Here is a 23,604-nt window from a genome sequence, read left to right as displayed (position 1 = left end):
CCGTGTGCCAACCCCTCTGGAGTCGCGTTGTACACCGCACACCCCGACCGCTACGCCGACCTGCCCTACCGGCGCACCGGACGCAGCGGCCTGAAGCTCCCCGCCCTGTCCCTCGGCCTGTGGCACAACTTCGGCCCCGACCGTACGGTGCAGGCCCAGCGCGCCATCCTGCGCCGCGCCTTCGACCTCGGCGTCACCCACTTCGACCTGGCGAACAACTACGGCCCGCCGCCCGGCGCCGCCGAGTCGGCCCTCGGGGAGGCGCTGGCGGCGGATTTCGGGGCGTACCGCGACGAACTCGTCATCTCCACCAAGGCCGGGTATCTGATGTGGCCCGGCCCGTACGGCGAGTGGGGCTCGCGCAAGTACCTGTTGTCCTCGCTCGACCAGAGCCTCGCGCGGATGGGCCTGGAGTACGTCGACATCTTCTACTCGCACCGCTTCGACCCGGAGACCCCCCTGGAAGAGACGATGGGCGCGCTGCACTCCGCGGTCCAGCAGGGCAAGGCCCTGTACGTCGGCGTCTCCAACTACTCGGCCGAGCAGACCCGTGAGGCCGCCCGCATCCTGGGCGAGCTGGGCACCCCGCTGCTCATCCACCAGCCGCGGTACTCGATGCTCGACCGCCGCCCCGAGGACGAGAGACTGCTGGACGCCCTGGACGAGCTGGAGGTCGGTTCGATCGCCTACTCCCCGCTGGAGCAGGGCCTGCTCACCGCCCGTTATCTCGACGGCATCCCGGAGGGCTCGCGGGCGGCCGGCGACAGCCCCTTCCTGACGGCTGAAGCGGTGACCGGGGAACTGGTCGGCAAGCTGCGCGCCCTGGACGAGATCGCCAAGGGCCGCGGCCAGACCCTGGCCCAGCTCGCCCTCGCCTGGGTGCTGCGCGGCGGCCGGGTGACCTCCGCGCTCGTCGGCGCGAGCAGCCCGCAGCAGATCGAGGACAGCGTCGCGACCGTCCGCAACCTGGACTTCGACGCGGACGAACTGGCCCGGATCGACGCGATCGTCACCGCGTAGGGACACCCGAAGCCGGCGCCTGGCCCCGCCCGGCGCCGGCCGGGTCGACGGCTCCGGCGCGCGCGGCAAGCCGTCGCGTGGAGCCGTCGGGTCCGTCTTACGGTCCGTCGCTATTGCGGGTTCGCCGTACGGGTCTGTCGTACGGGCCCGTTAGGGGTTCGTCGTGCGGGTCCGTCCCGCGGGCGGGCCGACAGGCCGCGGCGGGCACCCGGTCGAGGAAGCCCCGGGACCCGGATGGTCCGGCCCTCCGCCGGGGAACCGCTCCCGCGCCGCCGCCATCACGGCCGGGATCCGCTCGTGCTCCCGGACTCGGCGAAAGGGTCGGTGTAGCCGCCCGCCACGGACCAGGCCGCGGCGACCGCCTTCGTGCGGGCCCTGGCGCGGTGGCGTTCCATGCCTCGAAGCAGCGAGCGGCGGCGCCGTGGTGACGTTCGGTGTTCACGGACATGGCGAATCAGCCTCCATCGAGGTCGTCCCTGCTGGTCGGGAGGCGGATCGCCGGTGTGCCGATCCGGTGTGACCACGCTGCCCGTCGCCGCGGGCCCAGTCGATCACCTCTCGGCATGACGACGGCACCGCGTCAGGGATCGTATTCCGGCCATGCGAGAGCGCGAATATGCCAGGAGAGTGGCCGGAAAGCCATGGTGACAGCGTTTCAGTAGTGAAGATACTCGAATGTCAGGGGCACTTCACCGCATTCGGGCCGCGCGGAAGGCGAGGACCAGCCGGCACGGACCAGCGAGGCGACGGGGGAGTGAGCGTGCACGACGAATTCCTGTGCCATGTCACGGCGTACGGGATGTGCGACGGACAGCGCATCGGCGTACCGCTGGGCACCTACCGTGCGCCCACCCTGGCCCTCGCCCTGTGGTGGCTGCGCGACCGGGCCTCCTGGATCGCCGAACGCCTCGATCCGCGCCCCGAGAACCCCAATGTGCCGCCCGGCGCGCTCGTCCCGGTGGCGGACAGCGTGCCCGACGTGCCGGGACTGCTCCGCGCCTGGTGTGCCGACGACGTCCGACAGGATCTGGCCGCTGACGAGTTGGCGGGCGGGCGGCTGGTGCGGATCGCCGCGAGCGACGACACCACGGAGTACGAACTGCTCGCCGAGTCCGTCGACGCCCTGCGGATGCAGCGCACCGTCCCGGGGCTCGTCCTGCCCGTCGCCTGACCTGCCGCGACGGCCGTTCGGCGCCGGCCGTCCGCGTCCCGACCGGGCGGGCACCCAGAGGGGTGAATCGGTAGAATTCCGGGCATGGTGGAGCGGCTGGTCGCCCCTTCGGCGCCCGGACCGGTCCCGGAGACCGACCCGGGCCCCCTGCCGAGGTGTGCGCGCGTACGCGGGCCGAGCCGGCGCCGGGCGGGCCCCCGGTTCCGCCCCCGGGCGACGGCTGCCCGGCCGGCCGGTGAGCGCGAGGGCGCCCGTGGTCCGGCCGTGGACGCCGCCCGGGCCCGCCGTGGCACGGCAGCGGGCGGTGCGCGATGACCGGCTCCGGCTTCAGGCCCACCCATGTCGTCCCCCGGTCCGGGCTCCCCGCCTGGGAGACGCCCGACCCCACCCGGCCCACGGTGCTCCTCGACCCGATGCTGCCGGTCCAGCTCGTCGAACGGCGCGGCGACTGGGCGCACATCCGGTGCGCCGACGACTGGATCGCCTGGGTCGACGGCCGCCATCTCCTCGCCCTGCCGCAGGATCCGCCCGACGAGGGCGGCCCGCCCCGCGACACGGCCGATCCGCGCCCGCTGCTCGCCCGCGCCGAACAGGCCCTCGCCGACTACCGGGCGGCCGTCGCGGACCTCGCCGACGACGCCCTGGACGGCGAGACCTTCCGTGAGCGCACCCGCGGCCTGCGGATCGGGGTGGTGATCGACGGGGAGTCGATGTGGCTGTACGACGCAGGCGAGGGCCGATGGGTGTACGGCGACGGCAGGCGGCTGAGCACCTACGCCACCGACCAAGAGCACCCGGACCACCCGTCGGCCGGCCACGGCCCGTCCGGTGCCGTGGGAGCGGACGGTGACTCGTGAGAGACCCCGGGCCGGGCGCGAGCCTGCGCTCGGCCGGCCGGGTCAGCGTGTTCGCGTCCCGTGTTCACGCCCGGTCCCGGTCCGGCGTCGTACCGGGAGCGCCAGCAGCGAGCCGAGGAATCCGGCGACAAGTCCCCACAGCGCCGCGATGCCCACCGCAGGACCCAGTTCGGGCCACAGCAGCAGCTCTCCGGACAGCCCGCCGCCCAGATCGCCGATGCCCAGGACCGACAGGCCGTAGTGCGCCGAGATCCGGCCGACGAGACCGATCATCGCCGCCGCGGCGGCGAGCGCCACGGCGAAGGACAGCGCGTGCCGCCGCGGCGGCACGCGGGCCGGTGACCGCACCGCCGTCACGAACGCGGCGGCCGGCACCAGCACCACGGCCGCGACCAGCAGCCACCACGCCCTGCCGTCGTGCTCGGTGAGCGTGCGCAGGTTCAGCGTCGAGACGTCGGGGGTGCGCAGCACCTCGTCCAGAATGTGCGGCAGGGGCAGCCCGAACGGGCCGTCCACCCGGCCGTGCCAGGTGGCACCCAGACCGAGGGTCAGCGCGAGCCACGCCAGGTTGGGCAGGCCCAGCAGGAGCACCGCGAAGGTCTGCGCGGCGTGCCCGCGCGTGGCCGCCGTCACCAACCCGGCCACCGCACCCAGCACGACGTACGCGAGCAGCAGCGTGACGGCGGCGGACGCGGCGGGGCGCGCCGCTTCCCAGAACCGCGCCGGCCGGCCGGGCAGCGGCGGTGCGCGCGACACCAGCAGCGCCAGCAGCAGCACACCGGCCAGCCACAGCAGTCCGAACAGCACCGTCAGCGGTACGTTCGTGGTGAACCCGAGCGTCGGCGTCACGCCGAACAGGCCGGTGAGATCGCTGAGCGTGCCGCCCCGGACGTCGACGGCGAAGGTGTGACGGGCGGCGAGGGCCAGGCCGATCAGCGCGAGCAGCCACGGCACCGCGATCCGGGCGGCCCACCCGGCCGATGGCCCGGCGCCGCCGACCGGCCGGTGCCGCAGCGGACGCAGGAACGCCCAGCCGATCACGAGCGCCCCGGTCAGGGTGACCGACAGCGGGAGCACCGCGAGCCCCGCCCGGGTCTGCGCGAACACCCCGGCGTTCCCGGACAGCTCGACGCTGCCGCCGACCGCCGTCACCACGGTCGCCACCACGACCCGGGCGAACGCGCCGTCCGGAAGCCGCGTGGCCCCGGCCGCCCACAGGCCCAGCGCCGCCACCGCCAGCATGGCGGCAAGCCCGGCCAGCACCGCGGCCACGGCCTGGACCCAGCCGTGGCGGCTCACGGCCCGGTCGGCGACGGTTGTGGGGCGCACGCTGCCACGCTAAGCAGCGCCGGGGCCGCCCGCCCGCCCGGTGGTCCGTCCGCGGGGTGCGCCGGCCGGGCCGCGGTCGGGGGCCACCGCCCGCCCGGCCCCGTCGGCGGCCCCGCCGCACGGGACCGCGCCGGGGTTTCCCGGTGGGCTCGGTCGGTCCGTCCCGGACCGGATACCCTCCAGGTGTCCCCGGGGTGTCGTCATGATCTCCGCTGTGCGCGGTGGGCGAACGGTGACGGGGACTGCGGGGTCCCGCTCGGGGTACGAGCACTGGAGCAGCAGTGATCGGCCAGATCGGCCTCCGAGAGAGACACAGATGTTCGAGCACCTGGACGGGGCAGTGATACCGACTGGTTTCGACGTGCCCGTGGAACCGCTTCGGCGGGCGGCGCACTACACCGGCGAGCCGGGATGCATCGCAGCGGCACGGTCCTTCGCCGCGCTCTTCCTCCAACAGCTCAGGACCGCCTGGCGGGCCACCATCGACGACCGTACCGACGAGGAACTGCTCCTGGTGGTCAGCGAGTTGGTCACCAACGCGGACCGGCACAGCAACGGCCCGTACATCCTGGAGCTGGAGGGCACCGACGCGGCGGTCACGGTCTGCGTCTACGACAGCAGCGTGGCACTGCCCCGGCGCTATCCGCGCGATCCCGAACGCGTCGGACGGCACGGTCTGGAGATCGTGCACGCCCTGGCCGCCGAGGTGACCGCCGAGCGCGTACCCGTCGGCAAACGGGTACGCGCCCTGCTCACCCTGGCCCGCTGAGGCCACCGGGCCACCGAGCCGGGCCCGGCGCCGGGCTCAGGCGTAGCCGAGTTCGCCCAGCATGCCCCGGCGCAGCCGGGCGATGACCCGCTTGATCAGGCGCGAGACATGCATCTGCGAGCAACCGAGCCGTTCGCCGATCTCCGCCTGGGTGGCCTCCTCCACGAACCGCAGATGCAGGATCTGCCGGTCGCGCTCGCCGAGGTCCTCGATCAGCGGGGCCAGGGACTGGAAGTCCTCGACCAGCCGCAGTCCCTCCTCCTCGATGCCGATGAAGTCGGCGAGGACCGCCTCGCCGTCCTCCGGGCCGTCACCGGTGAGCGCGGCGTCCAGGGACGCGGAGTTGTACCCGTTGGCGGCCAGCTGGCCCTCGACCACCTCGTTCTCGGGGATGTCCATCAGCGCGGCCAGCTCCGCGGTCGTCGGCTCCCGGTCCAGCCGGCTGGACAACTCCTCACGGGCCTTGGCGAGTTCGACACGCAACTCCTGGAGCCGCCGCGGCACGTGCACCGCCCACGTGGTGTCGCGGAAGAACCGCTTGATCTCTCCGACGATGTAGGGGACCGCGAACGAGGTGAACTCCACCTCACGGGAGAGTTCGAACCGGTCGATCGCCTTGATCAGACCGATCATCCCGGTCTGGACGATGTCCTCCATGTCGTCACCGCGGCCCCGGAACCGGCCGGCCGCGAACCGCACCAGCGACATGTTCATCTCGATGAGCGTGTTGCGCGCGTACTGGTACTCCGGCGTACCCTCCTCCAGCTCCGTCAGCCGCTGGAAGAACTGGCGCGACAGTTCCCGCGCGTCACGCGGCGCGACCGACTTCGGATCCTCGATCCCCGGCAGAGGACGCTCGCCCGTTCCGTCCTCGGCGGTCTTCTCGACGACGACTGCTTCCGACCGGATCCCGGCGGTGTCCATTGCCCTCTCCCCACGAAGTCACGTGTGTTGTCCGGATCCGCGGCGCGGGTGCCGCGACCGCGGTCCAAGTGCCCTGTCGTGCCGGCTCCGGTACCCGTGAACCAGCGCGCCATTCCTCGTTCGCGCTTCGCCTACCCGAGGCCCGTCGGGGCATGCGCCCCGGGTGACGGCGTGGCGCAAAATGGTGCCGCGGGATTCAGTCCGTCCGGCGCCGGATCGTGATCAGCTGGTGCTGCCGCCGTACCGTGGGTCGATCAACTCGCGGATGCAGGACAGCAGTCCACGCCGGCCGGGTCCGTCGCCCGGTGGTCCAAGCAGGTGAGCAGGAGGTCGACATACGCGTCGGTCGTCTATGTGATCTCCTGCGGATGCCCGGTCACCGTGACGTCGCCGAAGTCCGGTGACTCGGTCAACTCACGGTTGTCCGTGGCCGTTTCGGACTCCGGGACGAGCCGCAGACCCGGCGGGGCGGCCGGGGCCCAGCGCCGTGGCACCGCGGCGCCCCTTCGAAGAACTCCGCTGTGCCGCCCGCCACATGGTGGGTCGTGACCAGGGCGGGACACCCGCAGGGGCACAGCGCCCGGGCCGTCTTCACCACGCGCGGCGCCGGCTCGATCCAGTGGAACGCGGTCGCCCGCACCACCGTGTCGAACGGCTCGGCCGACAGCTCCGACCGCTCGAAATCGGCCACCACGACTTCTGCCGTCGGGTGGGCCCGCGGCCGTCGCCGGGCGACGGCGGCGCGCGCCGGGCCCAGCTCCACGGCCATGCTCCGGCGGCCCACCCGGCCAGTTCGACGGTGAGCTTGCCCGTCCCCGGGCCGATCTCCGGTATCCGGCTGCCCGCCCCGATGCCCGCCGGCCGGCCGAGGGCCGCCACCAGCGACCGCGGACAACGGAGCCGCGCCCGCTCGTACAGCTCGGCGGCCTCGCCGAACGTGTCTCGCAGCACGGTTCCCGGATCCCTCTCCGTGCACGATTCCACCCAGGGCGCAACACCGGGCCCTTCCGCGCCCGGGAACTCTAGGCTGTCCGAATGAGCAGCCACACGCCGAACGATGCCCGAGTCGTCCCCCTGCGTCCCAGGGCCGGCCGCCCCGACACCCCGGCCCCCGCGCCCGGCGACCCCTTGTGGCGCGACCTGGTCGGGGATGTGCTGCGCGGCGAGCGCCAGGCGCAGCAGCGCACGCTCAAGGACGTCGCCGACACGGCCCGGATCTCCGTGCCGTACCTCTCCGAGGTCGAACGGGGCCGCAAGGAGGCGTCCTCCGAGGTCCTCGCGGCGGCGGCCCGGGCCCTCGGGCTGGGCCTCGGCGACCTGCTGTCCCGGGCCCACGGCGAGCTGGCCCGGCAGACCGCCGCGGCCCGGCGCCCGTCCGCCGCGCCCACCCGGGGACTGTGCCTGGCCGCCTGACGCTCCTCGGGAAGGGCCGGGGCGCGGCGCCGTGGTGGCTGGTCGCGCGGTTCCCCGCATGCCGGGCGGCCGGCGATGAGTTTCGTAGGGTGGGACGGTCTGTATGGGTGACCGTGTTCCACGCCCCAGGAGGTACCCATGACCGCCGACGGATTCACCACCTGTCTCTGGTTCGACGGGCAGGCCGAGGAGGCCGCCCACCACTACGTGTCGATCTTCAAGAACTCCGGAATCGGCCGGATCGGCCGCTACAACGAGGCCGGTCCCGGCCCGGCCGGCTCCGTCCTCACCGTCGAGTTCACGGCCAACGGCCAGAAGTTCGTCGCGCTGAACGGCGGCCCGGAGTTCGTCTTCAACGAGTCGGTCTCCTTCCAGATCCTCTGCGCGGACCAGGACGAGGTCGACCACTACTGGGCCAGGCTCACCGAGAACGGCGGTACGGCGGGCCCCTGCGGCTGGCTCAAGGACCGGTTCGGCGTCTCCTGGCAGGTGGTCCCGGACGGGCTCGTCGAGATGCTCAACGACGCCGACCCGGAGAAGGCGGCCCGCACCACCCGGGCCATGTACGCGATGGGCAAACTCGACATCGCCGAGCTGAAGAAGGTGCACGCCGGCGAGTGACCCGCCCGCCCCGGGGCCCGGCGTCCGGGGTCAGGAGAAGTCGTTGAGCAGGACCGCCGCACCGTCGAAGCGGCCGGCCTTGAGGTCCCTGAGCGCCTGCGGTGCCCGCGAGAGCGGATAGGGGTGGGTCCTCGCGCGCACTGCGTGCCGCGCGGCCAGGTCCAGGAACTCCCGGCCGTCCGCACGGGTGTTGGAGGTGACGCTGCGCAACTCCTTCTCGTAGAACAGGTCCGTCTCGTAGTGCAGCGCCGGCACATCGCTGAGGTGGATGCCCGCGACGGACAGCACACCGCCCCGGTCCAGCGCCCGCAGGGCGACCGGCACCAGATCGCCCACCGGGGCGAACAGGACGGCGCAGTCCAGCGGCTCGGGCGGCGCCTCGTACGCGTCGCGTGCCGAGGCGGCGCCCAGGTCCAGGGCGAGCCGCCGGGAGTGCGCGCCGCGGGTCAGGACGTGCACCGTGGCGCCCTGGGCGAGCGCCACCTGCGCGCACAGATGCGCGCTGCCCCCGAAGCCGTACAGCCCGAGCCGGCCGCCCGGCGGCAGCGCGGCCCGGCGCAGCGCGCGGTAGCCGATGATCCCGGCGCACAGCAGCGGCGCCAGCGCCACGTCCGCGACGGCGCCGGGCAGCCGGTAGGCGAACGCGGCCGGCACGGTCGTGTACTCGGCGTAACCGCCGTCGGCGTCCCAGCCGGTGTACTCCGACCGCGGGCACAGGTTCTCCGCGCCCCGCCGGCAGTAGGCGCAGCTGCCGTCGGTGCGCCGCAGCCACGCCACACCGACCCGGTCGCCCACGGCGAAGCCCTCGACGGCCGCGCCCGCCCCGGCCACCTCCCCGACCACCTCGTGCCCGGGTGTCACCCCGGGCCGGTGCACCGGCAGGTCCCCCTCGGTGATGTGCAGGTCGGTGCGGCACACCCCGCAGGCACGCACCCGCACCAGCAGCTCGTCGTCCCCGGGGACCGGCACCGGCCGGGTCGCGAGGTGGAGGGGTTCGCCCTCCACCGGTCCCGGAGCGGTCACCGACCACGCCCGCATCGTGCCTGCCGCCGTCGAGTCCGTCATGCCGTCCCGTCCCGTGCCGTGCCCGTCCCTTGCCGTGCCGTGCCGTCCCGTGCCGTGCCGTGCCGTCCCGTCCCGTGCCGTGCCGTGCCGTCCCGTGCCGTCCCGTCCCGTGCCGTCCCGTGCCGTCCCGTCCCGTGCCGTGCCGTCGTAGCCCGTCGTGCCCCGCCCGCCGCTTCCAGTCTCGGGCAGGCCGCCCGGTCCGGCGCGCGGGCCGCCGCCGGGACGCCCCGCGGTCCCCTCGACCCGGTCACGGCCGTCCGTGACCGGCCCCGGAGGGACGGCCCGCGCGGCCATGGCATGATCGTGCCCATGGGTGAACGTGTGGTGGCCGCGTGCGACGGGGCGTGCAAGGGGAACCCCGGCCCGGCCGGCTGGGCCTGGGTGGTGTCCGACGAGGCGGAGGCGCCGGCCCGCTGGGCGGCGGGACCGCTCGGCAGGGCCACCAACAACGTCGCCGAACTGACCGCCCTGGAACGCCTGCTGGCCGCTACCGATCCCGGCGTCCCGCTGGAGGTCCGGATGGACTCCCAGTACGCGATGAAGGCCGTCACCACCTGGCTGCCCGGCTGGAAGCGCAACGGCTGGCGTACGGCAGCAGGCAAGCCCGTCGCCAACCAGGACCTGGTGGTGCGCATCGACGAGCTGCTGGAAGGCCGCGCGGTCGAGTTCCGCTACGTCCCCGCCCACCAGGTCGACGGCGACCCGCTGAACGACTTCGCCGACCGGGCGGCCAGCCAGGCGGCCCTGGCGCAGGAGCCGGCGGGCAGCGCCCTCGGCTCGCCCCAGCCGCCGCCGTCGCCCGACACCCCGTCCGCCGCCCCCCGGCGCAAGACGCCCCGCCGGTCCGGCGGCGGCTCCTCCGCCCGCACCATCAAGGCCAAGTTCGCCGGCCGCTGCGTGTGCGGCCGCCCCTACGCGGCCGGCGAGCCCATCGCCAAGAACCCCCAGGGCTGGGGCCACCCGGAGTGCCGCACCACCGAGGCCTGACCGGCCGCACGCCGCACCCGCACCCGCGCGGCGGCACCGGCGACGTGCCGCGCGCCCCCGTCCGCGCCAGCTGACCGCCTGCCTGGCCGGTCGGCTCACCGGCCCCGACGCGGCACGGGCGGCGAACCCGCCCTCGCCGCGCTCGCCGTCGGCGGCATGGACGGCATCGCCCGCGACCCCGGCCCCGCACCCCATGGACGAACGCGTGATCGGCAGGTCGGGCCGGCGGGCCTCGGCACAGGGCAACTGGGCGCCGGCTGGGGCGACGTGGACGACAAGGACGCCCTCGCCGTGCCGGAGGCGGCGGCCGAGTCCGGAGTGACCTTCCTCGGCACGGCCGACGTCTACGGCGGCGGACGCAGCGAGCAGACCATCACGGCACGGCCGCCTCGGTGTCGGCGTCCAGGACCGGCGCCGTCCAGTGGCCCCCGACCTGGCTTCCCGCGCGGCAGGCCGGACCCGAGCGTGCTGGTGTGGCCACGAAGACGGGCCGCCGCGTCGACCAGAACCCGCAGAACCACGATCTGGACAACTTCCCTGCGTGGAACGGCCGTTCGCGGCGCAACCTCGAAGTCGACCGCATCGACCTGGTGCAACTGCACTGCCCGCCGCGCCGGTGTACTCCTCGGACGACGTCTTCGACGTCCTGGACACCCCGGCCGCCCTCGACCCGTTCCGTACGAAGCCGTTGCGCCAGGTGCTGCCCGACGCCCGGGAGGCGGGCGCCGGCAGCATCGCGCGGGTGCCGCCCTCGCCCCCGAGGGACGCGCCCCGGCCCCGCTCGCCCTGCGCCGGATCGTCGAACAGCCCGGCGTGACCACCGTGATCCCGGACGCCCGCACGCCCGGACAGGCCCGTGCCAACGCGGCCGCCGCCGAACTGCCGCCCCTGCCCGCGCACACCCTCGCGGCGATCGGGGCCCGGTACGACAACCGGATCAAGGCCCGGGTGGAGGACCGTCGGCAGGGGCGTCCGCCGTTTGAACGACCGGCGGTGCGGTTACCCGCATCGCATGACGCAGGCGGGTGGCCGGACGGGGCGCGACGAGAGCGCGGAGGAACGGGCCGACCGGATGTGGGGCGACCTCATCCAGGAGGTCCGCGTCGCCCAGACGGGCGTGCAGATCCTGTTCGGCTTCCTGCTCACCGTCGTCTTCAGCGGCAAGTACGACCACTTGGCCCACGCCGACCGGGTCATCTACACGGTGACCGTCGTGCTCGGCGCCTGCGCCACCGGCGCCCTCATCGGACCGGTCTCGCTGCACCGCATCGTCTCCGGGCGGCGTGTGAAACCGCAGGCTGTCAACTGGGCGTCCCGGCTCACCTTCGTCGGCCTTTTCCTGCTGCTGGCCACCATGTCCGCCTCGCTGCTGCTGATCCTCCGGGTGGCCACGAAGCACCACCCCGCCGTGGGGTGGCTGGTGGCCGCGGTGGTGGCCTGGTACGTGCTGTGCTGGTACCTGGTGCCGCTGTGGGTGCGCCGCCGCCACACCACGCGCTGAGCCCGCACGTGCGGCCCGAGCCCGCACGTGCGGGGCGCCGCTCAGCCCGTGGCGAGGATCTCCGCCACGACATCGTCGACCGGTACCTCCTCACGCCCGGGCGGCACGGCCTCGCGGGTCTCCCGCAGGAACGCGGCGACGGCGGGCGCCCACGCGAACACCGCCGCGTGATGCCGGCCGCCGCCCGGCCTGACGTCGCCGAAGAGGTCGATGCGCAGTTCCCGCCACATCCCGGTGGCGACCGGGCGCAGCCGTACGTCGCCCATGCCCACCGGCCCGCGCAGGCCCTCGGCCAGCATCTCGCGGTCCAGCCGCCAGCGGGCGAGCACATGGCCGTCGTGTGCGAACACCGCCGTGACGGCGAACGGATCACCGGCGTCGTAGGTCAGATGGGCGAGCACGGGGAAGCGGTCCGTGCCGCCCGCCCGGAGTTGCACCACCAGGGTCTTGTGCACACGGGGTTTCACTCAGCACCTCCCAGGACGTCGACGTAGTGCCCTCCAGTACCCCTGTGGAGCGCAAGTTGCTCAGTGGTGTGCCAAAAATTCCCCGCGCGCCCCGCGCCCCCGGCCAACTCGGTCTCCGGTTGCGGGCGTTCACGCGGCGCGGTGGGGCGGTGGGCGGCTCAGTCCTTCGGCACGCGGAAGGTGCGCAGAAACGTGTCGAGCGCGTACCGGCTGTCCGCGGCGTCCCAGGCGTCGGCCGCGGTCGTGAAGCGCAGGGAGTAGCCGCGGTGGTCGCCGAGCAGGAAGCCACGGCCGAAGGTGCGCACCCGGTCGTGTCCGCTGCCCGAGAGCCATTCCATGTCGGCGGCCTCGTACCCCTGGTACGTGGTCGCCCTGATGGTGCCGATCCGCCGGAAGCCCTCGCTTCGCTCCAGGCCGGGCTGGACGTCGTTGCGCCACACGGCGACCGGGTCCGCGCCGAGCCGCCGGCTGTAGGTGACGGCCAGGGTGCGCGGATCGGATCCGCCCGGTCCGTAGGTGACGCGGTAGGAGAGGTCGCTGCCGCGTGTGGTGCGCAGCCGTTTCCAGCCGTCGGGCAGGGCCACGGTGAAACCCTCCGCGGCGGTGTGGCCGCGGTAGCCGTTCGGCAGGACGCCCGGTCCCGGGCGGGCGGGCCCGGTGGCGGAGGCGGTCGGGGCGGTCGGGGCGGGGGTGGCCGCGGGGGAGGAGCCGGCGGGGGTGGCCGCGGCGGTCGTCCTGGGCGGCGGGGCGGCGGCGGAGGGCTCGGTCGCGGGCAGGCCCCGGGTGGCGTACAGGGCGGCACCGGACACGGTGACGACGGCCAGCGCGGTCCCCGCGGCCAGGACCCGTCCGCTCCGTCCCCGGCGGGTGCGCGGCCGGGACCCGGGACCGGCCGGCCCGTCGTCCCCCGCGTCCTCGGTGAGCACACGGGTCAGGGCCTCGCGGGCCTGGGTCCGCGGCAGCCGCTCCCATGACTCCTTGCGCAGCAGCCCCTGCACCGCCGAGGTCAGCGGGCCCGCGCGCAGCGGCGTGCGCAGCGGCAGCCGGTCCACGCCCCTGAGCGTGGCCTCGGGCCCGCCCCGGTCGCGGAACGGCGGCCGGCCCTCGGTCATGGTGTAGAGGATGGCGCCGAGCGCCCACAGGTCGGCGGCCGGGCCGATCCGCTGGTCGCGGGCCTGCTCGGGGGAGGCGTACGACGGTGCGGTGACCCGAGGGGCGAGGGTGGTGCCCGCCCAGCCGAACCCCGTGACCACGACCGGGCCCTCGTCCCGGACGAAGACCTGGCCGGGGCTGAGTTCGCCGTGGGTGACGCCCTCGCCGTGCGCGGCCTCCAGGACGTCGAGCAGTTCGAGACCGATCCGGGCGGCCCGCGGGTAGGGGAGCGCGCCCTGCCGGGCGAGGAGTTCGTCCAGGGGCGTGCCGTCGATCCACTCGGCGACCGTCCACAGCGCGCCCGCCTCCTCGACCGCGTCGACGACCGCGGCGACCCGGCCGGGCCGCAGTCGCGCCATGATCTCGCAGGTGCGCAGGACACGGGCGGCGGTCCGCCGCCCGGTCCCCTCCGTCCCGTCCGCCGGCAGTTCCACCCGGGTCACCAGACGGGGCCGACCCGTCTCGACGTCCTCGGCGTACCAGCAGACGCGGTTGGTCCCGCGCTGGACGACCTCCAGGAGCCGGTACCGTCCGGCCACCCACTCGTGCGCACGGACGTGTGTCTTGGCCATGGCCATCCCTCGCTGAACCCCTGCGCGGTCTTTCCCACAAGTACGCGGGGCGCGACACCCAGTGTTCAACGCAGCCGCAACTCGGGGGCGATTCCTGCCTTTTGTTCAACTAGCCGGCGTGGCCCGCGCGTTCCGGTCGAACGGGCGGTTTCCGCGGGCCGTCCCGCAGGTGAAGGCGGCGGATCGCGGCGCCGGGCCGCCCGTCAGCGCAGCCCGAACCGCTCCGCCAGGCCCATGAGTTCACCGGGCGTCGCGTTGCCCCCGCACACCACAAGACCGAGCCGCGCGCCGTCGCCCACCCGCTCCAGCACCCGGCGGGCCGCGGGCAGCAGACAGCCGGCGGCCGGCTCGGCCCACACCTTGGCGTGCTCGGCGAGGTCGAGACAGCCCCGCACGGCCTCCCGGTCGGGAACCACCAGGACCTCCTCGACCAGCGCGGCGACATGGTCGTAGGTCAGCCGCGACACGGACGGGGCGCTCAGCGTGGTGACCACCGAGGACAGCGCGACCGGCACCGGCCCGCCCGCGGCCAGCGCCTCGGACATGGCCTGGGCGCCCTCGGTCTCCACACCCCACACGCGCACATCAGGCCGGCGGGCGCGCAGCGCCGCGGCCACCCCGGCGATCAGTCCGCCGCCACCGATGCTGACGATCACGTCGGTCAGTTCGTCGGCGTCGTCCGCGAACTCCAGTCCGACCGTGCCCTGCGCGGCGATCACGAGTGGGTCGTCGAAGGGGTGGACCAGGGTGAGACCTTCGTCCCGCAACTCCCTCACCAGCGCGAACGCGCTGTCCATGCCGTCGGTCAGCCGGACCGTCGCCCCGGCCTCTTGCGTGATCCCGATCGACCGGGCGGGCGCCGTCCGCGGCATGACGACCGTCGCCTTCACATCGAGGGCGGCGGCCATCACCGCGAGGGCGACGCCGTGATTGCCGCCGCTGACCGCGACCACCCCGGCCGCACGCTCGGCCTCGCTCAGCGACAGCAGTTTCGCCGTGGCACCGCGCGCCTTGAACGAGCCGGTGCGCTGGAGCAGTTCGAGCTTCGCGGTGACCGGGGCGCCGAGCAGCGCGGACAGCCCGGGACTCGGCACGGTCGGGGTGCGTACGACATGCGGGGCGATGGTCTGCGCCGCGGCTTCGATGTCCGGAATGCCGATCAAGGCTGTCACCCTTTCCGGCGCGGTGGAGGGCGGGGGGAAACCGCGCCGACGGGCACCGTCACCCGGGGACGCCGGACAGGTCAACTCCCCCCGGACGGATCAAGGCCACCAGGGGGCCGGCGCGGGCCGCGCGGCTCGCGCCGCCGGGCGGGTCAGTGCTGCTGTGCCTTCTGCGGGGTCGCCTCGCTCGGCCGCACCACGACATGCCCCTCGCCCTGGAGCAGCAGCTGCACCGCCTCACCGGAACCGCCGCGCAGCATCGAGCCGATGGACTGCGACCGGTGCAGCGAGGTCTCCAGCCGGGCGGTCCAGCCGACCACCGCAACTCGGCGGGGGTGCGCGGTCCCGAGACCAGGTGCTCACCGACCGTCGCGTACGCGAATCCGTTCGCGGTGATCCGCTGGTGGAGCGAGGTGCCGTCCCGGCTCTCGGTGCCGAGGCGGCCCGCCTCGGCCATGGTGGCCGCATGGGCGCGCGCTGCGGCGGCCAGCCGGGCGTCGAGGACGACGGGTGGCGCACCGGCCCGGGCGCGGGCGGCGTTGACGAGGGCGAGAGGGCCCTCCGGATCGGGCGCGGGGGAGACGGTGAGGCGGGGCGCGCCGGAGGCGGCGAGGCCGGATACGGGGGCGGCGGCGAGGCCGCCGGGTGCGGGCAGGGCGGCGGCGAGGACGGCGGGTGCGGGCAGGGCGTCGGCGAGGACGGCGGGCCGGGGCACGGCAGCGGGCCGGGGCGCGGCGACCGGGGCAGCGGGCGCCGGGGCGTCCTCGCTCACCTCCACCCCGAAGTCCCGGGCCAGCCCGGCCAGTCCGTCGGCATAGCCCTGCCCGATCGCCCGGAGCTTCCAGACGGCGCCCCGGCGGTACAGCTCGGCGAGCAGCAGCACCGTCTCGGGTCCGGGGCGTGGCGGCTCGAACCGGGCGAGGGGACGGCCCTGTTGATCGCTGATGCGCAGGGTGGCGGCGGGCAGCCGGCCGAGGGGTGTGCCGGGCTCGGCGGCGCTGACGGCCACGGTGACCCGGACCGCCCCGGCACGCAGCCGGTCCGGCTCCACGCTCAGCGTGTCACCGCGCAACCGGACGCCCGGGGCGGCCGGCTGGTTGTAGAACACGAAGTCGGCGTCGCCGCCGACCTTCCCGCTCGCACCAGTGACGAGGGCGGACACGTCGAAAGGGCCGGGCACGCGCAGGGTCAGCATGCCGCCCGGCAGGGGCAGATTGCCCCCGGATACCAGCTCGCTCATCGCGCCGCCCAGGAGAAGGGGAGGATCGGGCCCGGTGGGTGGGTCCCCGTGGTCAACGCCCGGGCGGCCGGCGAGGGTTCCCGCGGGGTCGCTCAGTGACGCACCACCGTGGGAGCGACGTCCTCGGTGCGCTCGAAGACCGCCTTGGCCCGCTTCGGATTCGACCGCTTTCCGCAGAACGCCGACTCCAGTGTGCCCGCCATCGTGTTGAGCACCGTGGTGTTGTTCGAGGTGTTGGCGAGCGCGGTCACGCTGCGCCGGCCGTCCTTATTGGTGAAGGCGTAGGTGTAGTAGCCCTGGACGACGCCCGTGTGGCCGTAGACCGAGACGCCGCAGGACAGGTCGCGGCGGCGCAGCCCCAGACCGTACGCCGTCGTGCTGTTCACCTTCGTGAAGCGTTTCATCTCCGAGAGCGCGGCGGACGAGAGCAGTCTGCCGCCGGCGAGCGCCGACAGGAAGGTGTTGAGGTCCCGGGGGCTGGAGATGATGGCCCCCGCGCTCTGCGCCCAGGAGGCGGTCTGCTCGGTCGAGTCGACCAGGGGCGCCCCGGCCCTGTCGGGGGTGAGGTAGCCGCGGGCGTAACGCCCCGGGATCTTGACGTCGGGGTGCACGTACGCGGTGTCGTTCAGCTTGAGCGGCTTGAAGATGCGGTTCTCGTACGCGGAGCGCACCGAGCGCCCGGTGAGCTTCTCGATCAGCATCCCGGCCACCACGAAGTTGGTGTTCGAGTAGGAGTAGGCGGTGCCCGGCGGGTCGGTGCGCGGCTTCTTCAGGGAGAGGTCCACCAACTGGCGGTAGGTGTAGACCTTGTCGCGCACCGCCTCGAAGCCGGAGACGGTCTTCGCGAACAGGTCGTTGGTGTAGTCGTACAGGCCGCTGCGGTGGCTCAGCAGGTGCCGTACCGTGATCCGGTCGTCGGGCAGCAGGCCGGGCAGATAGCGGTTGACGGACGCGTCGAGGCTGAGCTTGCGCTCGTCCATCAGTTGCAGCAGTACGACGGCCGAGAAGGTCTTGGTGACGCTGCCGATGCGGAAACGGTCGGTGGCGTGGATGGCCCGCTGGGCGCCCCGGTCGGCGAAGCCCCGCGCCGCCGTGTACATGGCTCCGTTGTCGTCGATCCGGGCCATGGCGCCGGGGGCGCCCTGCGCCACCGCCGAACGCAGCACCTCGCGCAGCGCCGCGGTGTCCGGGGCCGGCAGCGCGGCCGCCGACTCGGCGCGGGCCTGGCCGGGCGCGGCCTGTGCGGGCACGCCGAGCAGCGACAGCGCCACCGCTCCGAGTACCGCGCCCCTGCCCACGGTTGCTGAGATCATCCGATCTCCACTCCCCTCTGTATCGGTCCGTTCAATCGCCCGGTTTCGGGCCGCCTGGTTGGGGCCGCCCGGGTCCGGGCGAGGCCACCTTCTCGTGCGCCGTCACCTCCGCGCGGCTGACACACAGCCGGTCGGCCGTCGTTCACCCGGTGGCGCGCGGGCCCACCGGTTGCCCGGTCGCCGGGACGGCCGAGAACCAGGAACGGCGACCCGTACGACAACGCCGCCGACGTCGCCGACCGGCAGCGGGCGACAGCCGCCACCGGCCGCCCCGTCCGCCTGGACCTCTCCTGGCCCTTGGACATCGGGCCCATCGCCGACCGACAGAAGCACTCCCGCGGTCGGCGCATCGACACCGGCGTCGAGTGCCGACCGCCTTGCCGGTGAAGCCGAACGAGGACCAGCCGGCGGTGACGGCGGCGGGGGTGTTCGCGAGGTTGAACAGGGCGGCGGTGCGGCCGCCGTCGGGGTTACTCGCCGCACACACCTGCTGCGGGTCGGAGCGGGTGACCGGGCGCGTGGGCGGGGTGACGCCCTGGCCGACGGCGATGACCTCGCGATCGGTGAGCAGGGCCGGGCCGCGGGCGTCGAGGAGGGTGAGATCGTCGCCCGTGAACAGCGGGGACTTGGCGATCGTCCACAGGGTGGCGTAGCTCTGCCGCTCGGCCCTGGTCAGACCGTCCATCCCGTCGCCGTCGCCGTCGCCGCCGTCGCCGACGTCGAGTTCGCTCCAGCCGCCAGGGCCCGCGTGCCAGGCCCGGCAGGGCGCGGTCGTACCAGCGGTCGTCGACCGAGTTCTCCCAGGTGGCAAGGGTGTTGCAGCGTCCGTCACCTATGGCACCACGAGAACCTCGGCACACACCGTGACCGGATCACCGAGGCGCTGCCCGCCCATGTTCCCGGCTGTTCGCCGTCACCTCCGGCGGCGGCGCGCTCACCACGGCCGGCTACGCGGCCGAGTCGGCCGCCGACACCCTCACCGGTCCTCCTCCGTCGCCGACTGCTCCGCCTGCTTCGGCGGCAAGAAGGCCGGCAACCTCTGCCTCGGCGGCACGCTCCGCTTCAACGACGTGGTGGTCGACCGGCCCGGCACCCACCTGGTGCGGATCGGCCACGTCAGCGGCGTCGCCCGCTCTGTGGAGATACACGCGGGCTCCGGCGGCGCCGGCCGGCACACGTTCCCCTCCACCGGCGACTGGCCGACCGTCGAGACCGTCAGTGTGCCCGTGACGCCGAAAGCCGGCGCCAACACCCCCGCCCTCTACATCGGTTCGGGCTATGCGCCGGACATCGACCGCGTCGACGTCCCCAGGAACCCGCGTCGACACCACCCTGTGGACCAATCGCGGGCGTGTCGTTCGGCGCCCGTCTCCCCGACGGGCCGCGCTGCGGGGCAGCGGTCACCGCGTACTGATCGCGCCCCCGCGGCGGAGCCGCACGTCGGCACCCCCGGCGTACGGGCGCGCGGTGTGGCGGGTCAGCGCAGGGTCTCGGCCCAGTCCGCGGGGACTCGGCCGGCCGGTCCTGGGACGGGCTGGTCGGCCGGATGGGCGGTCGGCGGCGCCAGTTCGGGGCCGGACTCGTACAACTCGTTCGTGGCGTAGTTCCAGAACCATTCCTCGCCCGGCTCGAAACTGCGGATCACCGCGTGGCCGGTGGCCGCGTAGTGGGCGGTGGCGTGCCGGGAGGGCGAGTCGTCGCAGCAGCCGATGTGCCCGCACATCGCGCAGCGCCGGAGGTGGAACCACCACCCGCCGGTCTCGTCGCACTCCACACAGCCGCTGCCGCTCGGCGGGACGGCGGGGTCGATGGCGGCGTCGGTCATGCTGTCTCCTCGGGGGTCTCGGCCGCGGGGGTCTCGGCGGTCAGCGGGAGCAGGACCTGGAAGCGGGTGTCGCCGGGCACCGACTCCACCCGGAGGGTGCCGTGATGCTTGTTGACGACGATCCGCCAGGAGATGTCCAGGCCGAGCCCGGTACCCTCGCCGACCGGCTTGGTGGTGAAGAACGGGTCGAAGATACGGTCGCGGATCTCCGGCGCCACACCCGGCCCGGTGTCGCGGAACTCGACCAGCATCCGCTCGTGGTCCGGCGCCGTGCGGACCGTCAACCTGCCTTCGCCGCCCGCGCTGTTGATGGCCCCGACCGCGTTGTCGATCAGGTTGGTCCACACCTGGTTCAGCTCCGCCGGATAGGCCGGCACCGGCGGCAGCGTACGGTCGTACTCCTTGACGACCTCGATCCGCGGGCCGATCTTGCCGGACAGCATCAGCAGTGTGCTGTCGAGGAGTTCGTGCACGTCCACCACCCGGTAGGGCGCCCGGTCCAGCTGGGAGTACTGCTTGGCCGCGTCGACCAGGTGCGAGACACGGGTGGTGGAGTCCTCGATCTCGTTCATCAACAGCTCGGTCTCGACGGTGTAGTTGAGCCAGCCGACCGCATTGGGCAGGATCTCCTCGCCGACCGCGGCCCCGACCTGCTCCAGCCAGTCGATGTCGAGCCCCGCCTGCACGAAGGTGGGCGCTAGCTGCCAGCCGTTGTCGATGCCGTGGTCGTCGAGCCAGTCGGTGAGGGCGTCCTCCCGGTCGGCGGCCTCCAGCGGGCTGAGCGCGGGCGCCTTGCCGACCCGTTCGGCGGTGCGTTCCTGGATCTCCACCAGGTCCGCCAACGCCTCCCGGGAGAACGGGCCTTCGGCGATCACGGCCAGCTTGTGCCGCATCTTCGCCACCCGCTCGCGCAGGGTCGCGGTGGCCCGCACGGCGGCGGCCGCCGGGTTGTTCAGCTCATGGGTGAGACCCGCCGACAACGAGCCGAGCGCCAGCAGCCGTTCACGCTGTCCGACGGCCGCCTGTGTGTTCTTCGAACCGAAGAACAGCCCCTCCAGCAGATGCACCGCCATCGGGAACCACTCGCCGATGATGCTCGCGAACGTGTCGGCGGGCAGCACGAAGAACCGCGTCGGCTCGGTGACACGCATCGAGTTGTTGTACACCTGCCGCACCCGGTCGCCCAGATAGGCCTGCATGGCGCCCCCGTACACCCCGCGCTGCGAGGTCCGGGTGACCTCGATGTCGTCGCCGGCCACCCGGCGGGACAGCACGACGGTGCCCTCGATCATGACGTAGAAACAGGTGGCGGGCTCGCCCTCGGTGTACACCGGGCCGGGCTCGAACAGCTCCACCCGCCCCTCGCGGCACAACCGGCCGAGCTGTTCCTCTTCCAGCTTCTCGAACAGGAACAGCGAACCGATCTCCTGGGGACTGCACGGCATCGCACGACCGCTCATGACTGCTCCAGATACCGGTGGACGAGCATCACGGCCATGGCTCCCTCGCCGACGGCCGACGCGACCCGCTTGGCGGACTCGGCGTGGGCGTCGCCCGCCACGAACACACCGGGAACGCTGGTCTCCAGGTGGTACGGCGGCCGGTCCAGCTCCCAGCCCGCCGGGGGCCGGCCGTCGGCCGTCAGATCCGGCCCGGCCAGGATGAACCCGCGCTCGTCGCGCAGCACCGTGCCGTCCAGCCAGTCGGTGAGCGGGGCCGCGCCGATGAACACGAACATCCACTGGGCGTCGACGCATTCGGTCTCACCGGTCACCGAGTCGCGCAGCGTCAGCTGCTCCAGACGGTCCGTGCCGTGCGCGGCCTCGACGACGGTGTGGGAGCGCACGGAGATGTTCGGCGCCTCGTTGATCTGCTGGATCAGGTAGTACGACATGGACGCCGACAGATCCGGGCCGCGCACCAGCAGCGTCACCGACTTCGCGCCCCGGGCCAGATACATCGCCGCCTGGCCCGCCGAGTTGGCGCCGCCGACGATGTACACGTCGTGCCCCTGGCAGGAGGCGGCCTCGGTCAGCGCGGAGCCGTAGAACACCCCGCAGCCGGTCAGGCCGTCGCAGCCGTCGGCGGTCAGCTGCCGGTACTGCACCCCGGTCGCCAGGATCACGCTGTGCGCCGCCACCGCGGAGCCGTCCGCGAACCGCACCACCCGGGCCGCCCCGTTGACCTCAAGGCCGGTCACCTCGCGCGCGGTGAGGATCTCGGCACCGAACTTGGCGGCCTGCCGCCGGGCCCGGTCGGTGAGCTGTGCGCCGGAGACGCCGTCCGGGAAACCCAGGTAGTTCTCGATCCGGGAGCTCTGCCCGGCCTGCCCGCCGGTCGCCGACCGTTCCACCAGCACCGTCCGCAGCCCCTCCGAGGCCCCGTACACGGCCGCGCCGAGCCCGGCGGGGCCGCCGCCGATGACGACCAGGTCGTAGAAGTCGGCCGTCGGCGTCGTCGCGAGGCCCACCTTCGCGGCCAGCTCGGGCGCCTCCGGCTCGACCAGCACCGCACCGTCCGGCGTGATCACCAGCGGGAGCCGCTGACCGTCCTGCCCGGCCGCGGCCAGCAGCCGCCCGCCCTCCGGCTCGTCGACCGAGTACCAGCGGTACGGCACCTGGTTGCGGGCCAGGAACTCCCGTACGTCCGAGGAGCGGGCCGACCAGCGGTGGCCCACGACCTTGGTGCTGGGCACGGGCCGGTGGTCGCTGGCCCGCCACGCCTCCAGCAGGTCGTCAAGGACCGGGTAGAGCTTCTCCTCCGGCGGGTCCCACGGCTTGAGCAGATAGTGGTCGAGGTCCACGACGTTGATCGCGTCGATCGCCGCGTTCGTGTCCGCGTACGCCGTCAGCAGCACCCGCCGGGCGACCGGGTACACGTCGAGGGCCTGCTCCAGGAATTCGATGCCGTTCATCTGCGGCATCCGGTAGTCGGCCAGGATCACGGCGACGAGATCGCCGCGCAGCTTCAGCTCGCGCAGCGCGTCCAGCGCGGACTCGCCGGACTCCGCGCGCACGATCCGGTACGACTGGCCGTAGCGGCGCCGCAGGTCCCGGGCGACGGCACGGGACACACCCGGGTCGTCGTCCACAGTCATGATGACGGTCCGTGTTGCGTCGGCGGCCTGTGCCATGTGTCTCCCACCCCGAGCGGTCATGTCCAGGGACGGTGTCGCCCTCGTCACCGCACCGGCTGGGCCCATCGTATGTTCGATCGTCCGGCTTCGCCGCACCGGGCTTGGGTACCCCCGCCGGGCCGGCGCGCGGGCCCGGTGGGGAAGACTGGAGCCCGCAGACGCGCGACGACGAGGAGGCCGGCGCATGACACGCCCGATCACGGCAGGGTTCGACGGCAGTGAGGAGAGCCTGGCCGCGCTGGCGTGGGCGGCCCGCGAGGCCGTGCGCCGGGACCGGCCGCTGCGGGTGGTGCACGCGTGGCGGTTCCAGCCGCACAGTGCGGCCGGGGCGGCGGACCGGGACACCCAGGCCGGCTGGGTGCGGGGCGCGACCGCGGACGCGGTGCGCACGGTCACCGAGCGCCACCCGGAGCTGACGGTGTCCGTCGACGTCGTCGAGGGGCATGCCGTCGAGCCGCTGGTCGCCGCCGCGGCCGACGCGGAGCTGCTGGTGCTCGGCTCGCGCGGGCAGGCGGCGGTCGTCGGGTTCCTGCTCGGCTCCGTCGGACAGCAGGTGATCGCGGAGGCCGCGCGGCCGGTCGTGCTGGTGCGCGCCGACGACCGGGCCAGCGCCGAGGCGGCCGGCCGTGAGGTGGTCGTGGGCCAGCAGGGCGGCCCGGAGGACAGCGCCGCCGCCCTGCGGTTCGCGTTCGAGACGGCCGCGGCCCGCCGGGCCGCGCTGCGCGCGGTCCGGGCCTGGACCCTGCCGCCCGTCTTCGCCTACAGCCCGGGTTCGTTGAAGCTCCTCGACGACGCCGGGGGCCTGGAGCCGTACGAGAAGGAGGCGCTGGCCGCCGCGCTCGCGCCGTGGCGCGAGCGGTTCCCCGACGTCCCCGTCACCGAGCACGTCGAGATGGGCAGCGCGGGCCAGGTGCTGCTGTCGGTCGCCGCGCGGGCCCAGCTGATGGTCGTGGGCCGCCGTGCCCACCGCACACCGGTGGGCGCCCGCATCGGTTCGGTGGCCCACGGCGTTCTGCACCACGCACCCTGCCCGGTGGCCGTGATCCCCCAGCCCTGACGGATCGCCGGCCCGATCACAC

At 73.9% G+C, this 23,604-nt stretch carries 21 protein-coding genes and 3 pseudogenes; 10 read left to right on the top strand and 14 right to left on the bottom strand.

The window, feature by feature from the left end; translation table 11 throughout:
• Nucleotides 1–27: 27 nt before the first annotated feature.
• The 3 genes from mgrA (at nt 28) to ABT245_RS32590 (ending at nt 3,048) form a co-directional block, all read left to right on the top strand.
• Nucleotides 28–1,020, top strand: a complete 993-nt coding sequence (gene mgrA, locus ABT245_RS32600) for an L-glyceraldehyde 3-phosphate reductase (protein ID WP_351740616.1) — start codon at nt 28–30, stop codon at nt 1,018–1,020.
• A gap of 760 nt (nt 1,021–1,780) precedes the next feature.
• On the top strand, nt 1,781–2,191 hold the full coding sequence (locus tag ABT245_RS32595) for a hypothetical protein (protein ID WP_351740613.1): 411 nt from the start codon (nt 1,781–1,783) through the stop codon (nt 2,189–2,191).
• A 311-nt stretch (nt 2,192–2,502) separates the two neighbouring features.
• Nucleotides 2,503–3,048, top strand: a complete 546-nt coding sequence (locus tag ABT245_RS32590; RefSeq protein WP_351740611.1) for a hypothetical protein — start codon at nt 2,503–2,505, stop codon at nt 3,046–3,048.
• Between the two features lie 42 nt (nt 3,049–3,090).
• Here ABT245_RS32590 and ABT245_RS32585 read toward each other — a convergent pair whose 3' ends face one another.
• A complete protein-coding gene (locus tag ABT245_RS32585; RefSeq protein ID WP_351740608.1) occupies nt 3,091–4,377 on the bottom strand; it encodes a streptophobe family protein in 1,287 nt (428 codons plus the stop codon).
• Between the two features lie 316 nt (nt 4,378–4,693).
• Here ABT245_RS32585 and ABT245_RS32580 point away from each other — a divergent pair, with 316 nt between their 5' ends.
• Nucleotides 4,694–5,146: an ATP-binding protein gene (locus ABT245_RS32580; protein WP_351740605.1), complete on the top strand. Its 453-nt coding sequence runs from the start codon at nt 4,694–4,696 to the stop codon at nt 5,144–5,146.
• A gap of 36 nt (nt 5,147–5,182) precedes the next feature.
• Here ABT245_RS32580 and ABT245_RS32575 read toward each other — a convergent pair whose 3' ends face one another.
• The 3 genes and pseudogenes from ABT245_RS32575 to ABT245_RS32565 form a co-directional block, all read right to left on the bottom strand.
• A complete protein-coding gene (locus ABT245_RS32575) occupies nt 5,183–6,070 on the bottom strand; it encodes an RNA polymerase sigma factor SigF (RefSeq protein WP_351740602.1) in 888 nt (295 codons plus the stop codon).
• Nucleotides 6,071–6,420: 350 nt separating this feature from the next.
• Nucleotides 6,421–6,564, bottom strand: coding sequence for a hypothetical protein (locus ABT245_RS32570; protein WP_351740685.1), 144 nt, complete (start codon nt 6,562–6,564; stop codon nt 6,421–6,423).
• A gap of 140 nt (nt 6,565–6,704) precedes the next feature.
• Nucleotides 6,705–6,839 (bottom strand): annotated as a pseudogene (locus tag ABT245_RS32565) (class I SAM-dependent methyltransferase); the annotation flags it as partial.
• A gap of 266 nt (nt 6,840–7,105) precedes the next feature.
• Here ABT245_RS32565 and ABT245_RS32560 point away from each other — a divergent pair.
• Both ABT245_RS32560 and ABT245_RS32555 read left to right on the top strand, forming a co-directional pair.
• Nucleotides 7,106–7,483, top strand: a complete 378-nt coding sequence (locus ABT245_RS32560; protein WP_351740599.1) for a helix-turn-helix domain-containing protein — start codon at nt 7,106–7,108, stop codon at nt 7,481–7,483.
• Between the two features lie 138 nt (nt 7,484–7,621).
• Nucleotides 7,622–8,104: a VOC family protein gene (locus tag ABT245_RS32555; protein ID WP_351740596.1), complete on the top strand. Its 483-nt coding sequence runs from the start codon at nt 7,622–7,624 to the stop codon at nt 8,102–8,104.
• A 30-nt stretch (nt 8,105–8,134) separates the two neighbouring features.
• On the opposite strand, the gene ABT245_RS32550 is transcribed toward ABT245_RS32555, so the two are convergent.
• Complete coding sequence (locus ABT245_RS32550; protein ID WP_351740678.1) at nt 8,135–9,142, bottom strand: zinc-binding alcohol dehydrogenase family protein; 1,008 nt, start codon at nt 9,140–9,142, stop codon at nt 8,135–8,137.
• 324 nt (nt 9,143–9,466) lie between these two features.
• Here ABT245_RS32550 and ABT245_RS32545 point away from each other — a divergent pair, with 324 nt between their 5' ends.
• The 3 genes and pseudogenes from ABT245_RS32545 (at nt 9,467) to ABT245_RS32535 (ending at nt 11,657) form a co-directional block, all read left to right on the top strand.
• Nucleotides 9,467–10,156, top strand: coding sequence for a ribonuclease H family protein (locus ABT245_RS32545; protein ID WP_351740593.1), 690 nt, complete (start codon nt 9,467–9,469; stop codon nt 10,154–10,156).
• A 193-nt stretch (nt 10,157–10,349) separates the two neighbouring features.
• Nucleotides 10,350–11,119, top strand: a pseudogene (locus ABT245_RS32540) (aldo/keto reductase); the annotation flags it as partial.
• Between the two features lie 49 nt (nt 11,120–11,168).
• Complete coding sequence (locus ABT245_RS32535; RefSeq protein ID WP_351740590.1) at nt 11,169–11,657, top strand: DUF6328 family protein; 489 nt, start codon at nt 11,169–11,171, stop codon at nt 11,655–11,657.
• Nucleotides 11,658–11,698: 41 nt separating this feature from the next.
• Here ABT245_RS32535 and ABT245_RS32530 read toward each other — a convergent pair whose 3' ends face one another.
• The 9 genes and pseudogenes from ABT245_RS32530 to ABT245_RS32485 form a co-directional block, all read right to left on the bottom strand.
• Nucleotides 11,699–12,124 (bottom strand): SsgA family sporulation/cell division regulator, encoded by a 426-nt coding sequence (locus ABT245_RS32530; RefSeq protein WP_351740588.1) that lies wholly within the window; start codon nt 12,122–12,124, stop codon nt 11,699–11,701.
• Between the two features lie 158 nt (nt 12,125–12,282).
• Nucleotides 12,283–13,854, bottom strand: a complete 1,572-nt coding sequence (locus tag ABT245_RS32525; RefSeq protein ID WP_351740586.1) for a serine/threonine-protein kinase — start codon at nt 13,852–13,854, stop codon at nt 12,283–12,285.
• Between the two features lie 197 nt (nt 13,855–14,051).
• Entirely contained in the window at nt 14,052–15,011 is a 960-nt protein-coding gene (locus tag ABT245_RS32520) for a threonine/serine dehydratase family protein (RefSeq protein WP_351740583.1), read from the bottom strand.
• A gap of 58 nt (nt 15,012–15,069) precedes the next feature.
• Nucleotides 15,070–16,251, bottom strand: coding sequence for a TerD family protein (locus tag ABT245_RS32515; protein WP_351740581.1), 1,182 nt, complete (start codon nt 16,249–16,251; stop codon nt 15,070–15,072).
• Between the two features lie 92 nt (nt 16,252–16,343).
• A complete protein-coding gene (locus ABT245_RS32510) occupies nt 16,344–17,564 on the bottom strand; it encodes a serine hydrolase domain-containing protein (protein WP_351740579.1) in 1,221 nt (406 codons plus the stop codon).
• 373 nt (nt 17,565–17,937) lie between these two features.
• Nucleotides 17,938–18,385: pseudogene (locus tag ABT245_RS32505) on the bottom strand (alpha-galactosidase D); the annotation flags it as partial.
• A gap of 656 nt (nt 18,386–19,041) precedes the next feature.
• A complete protein-coding gene (locus ABT245_RS32495; protein WP_351740576.1) occupies nt 19,042–19,389 on the bottom strand; it encodes a UBP-type zinc finger domain-containing protein in 348 nt (115 codons plus the stop codon).
• Nucleotides 19,386–20,849, bottom strand: coding sequence for an ATP-binding protein (locus ABT245_RS32490; protein WP_351740574.1), 1,464 nt, complete (start codon nt 20,847–20,849; stop codon nt 19,386–19,388). Before ABT245_RS32490 ends, ABT245_RS32495 begins: the two co-directional genes overlap by 4 nt.
• On the bottom strand, nt 20,846–22,522 hold the full coding sequence (locus tag ABT245_RS32485; RefSeq protein ID WP_351740572.1) for an NAD(P)/FAD-dependent oxidoreductase: 1,677 nt from the start codon (nt 22,520–22,522) through the stop codon (nt 20,846–20,848). The genes ABT245_RS32490 and ABT245_RS32485 overlap by 4 nt, the downstream gene beginning before the upstream one ends.
• A gap of 187 nt (nt 22,523–22,709) precedes the next feature.
• Between ABT245_RS32485 and ABT245_RS32480 the strand changes: the two genes are divergently transcribed.
• A complete protein-coding gene (locus ABT245_RS32480; protein WP_351740569.1) occupies nt 22,710–23,582 on the top strand; it encodes a universal stress protein in 873 nt (290 codons plus the stop codon).
• Nucleotides 23,583–23,604 lie beyond the last annotated feature (22 nt).

Source organism: Streptomyces sp. NPDC001508 (assembly GCF_040298665.1).
GTDB lineage: Bacteria > Actinomycetota > Actinomycetes > Streptomycetales > Streptomycetaceae > Streptomyces.
The sequence above is the reverse complement of the archived record's forward strand: the minus strand, read 5'-3'. Positions and strand labels throughout refer to the sequence as shown.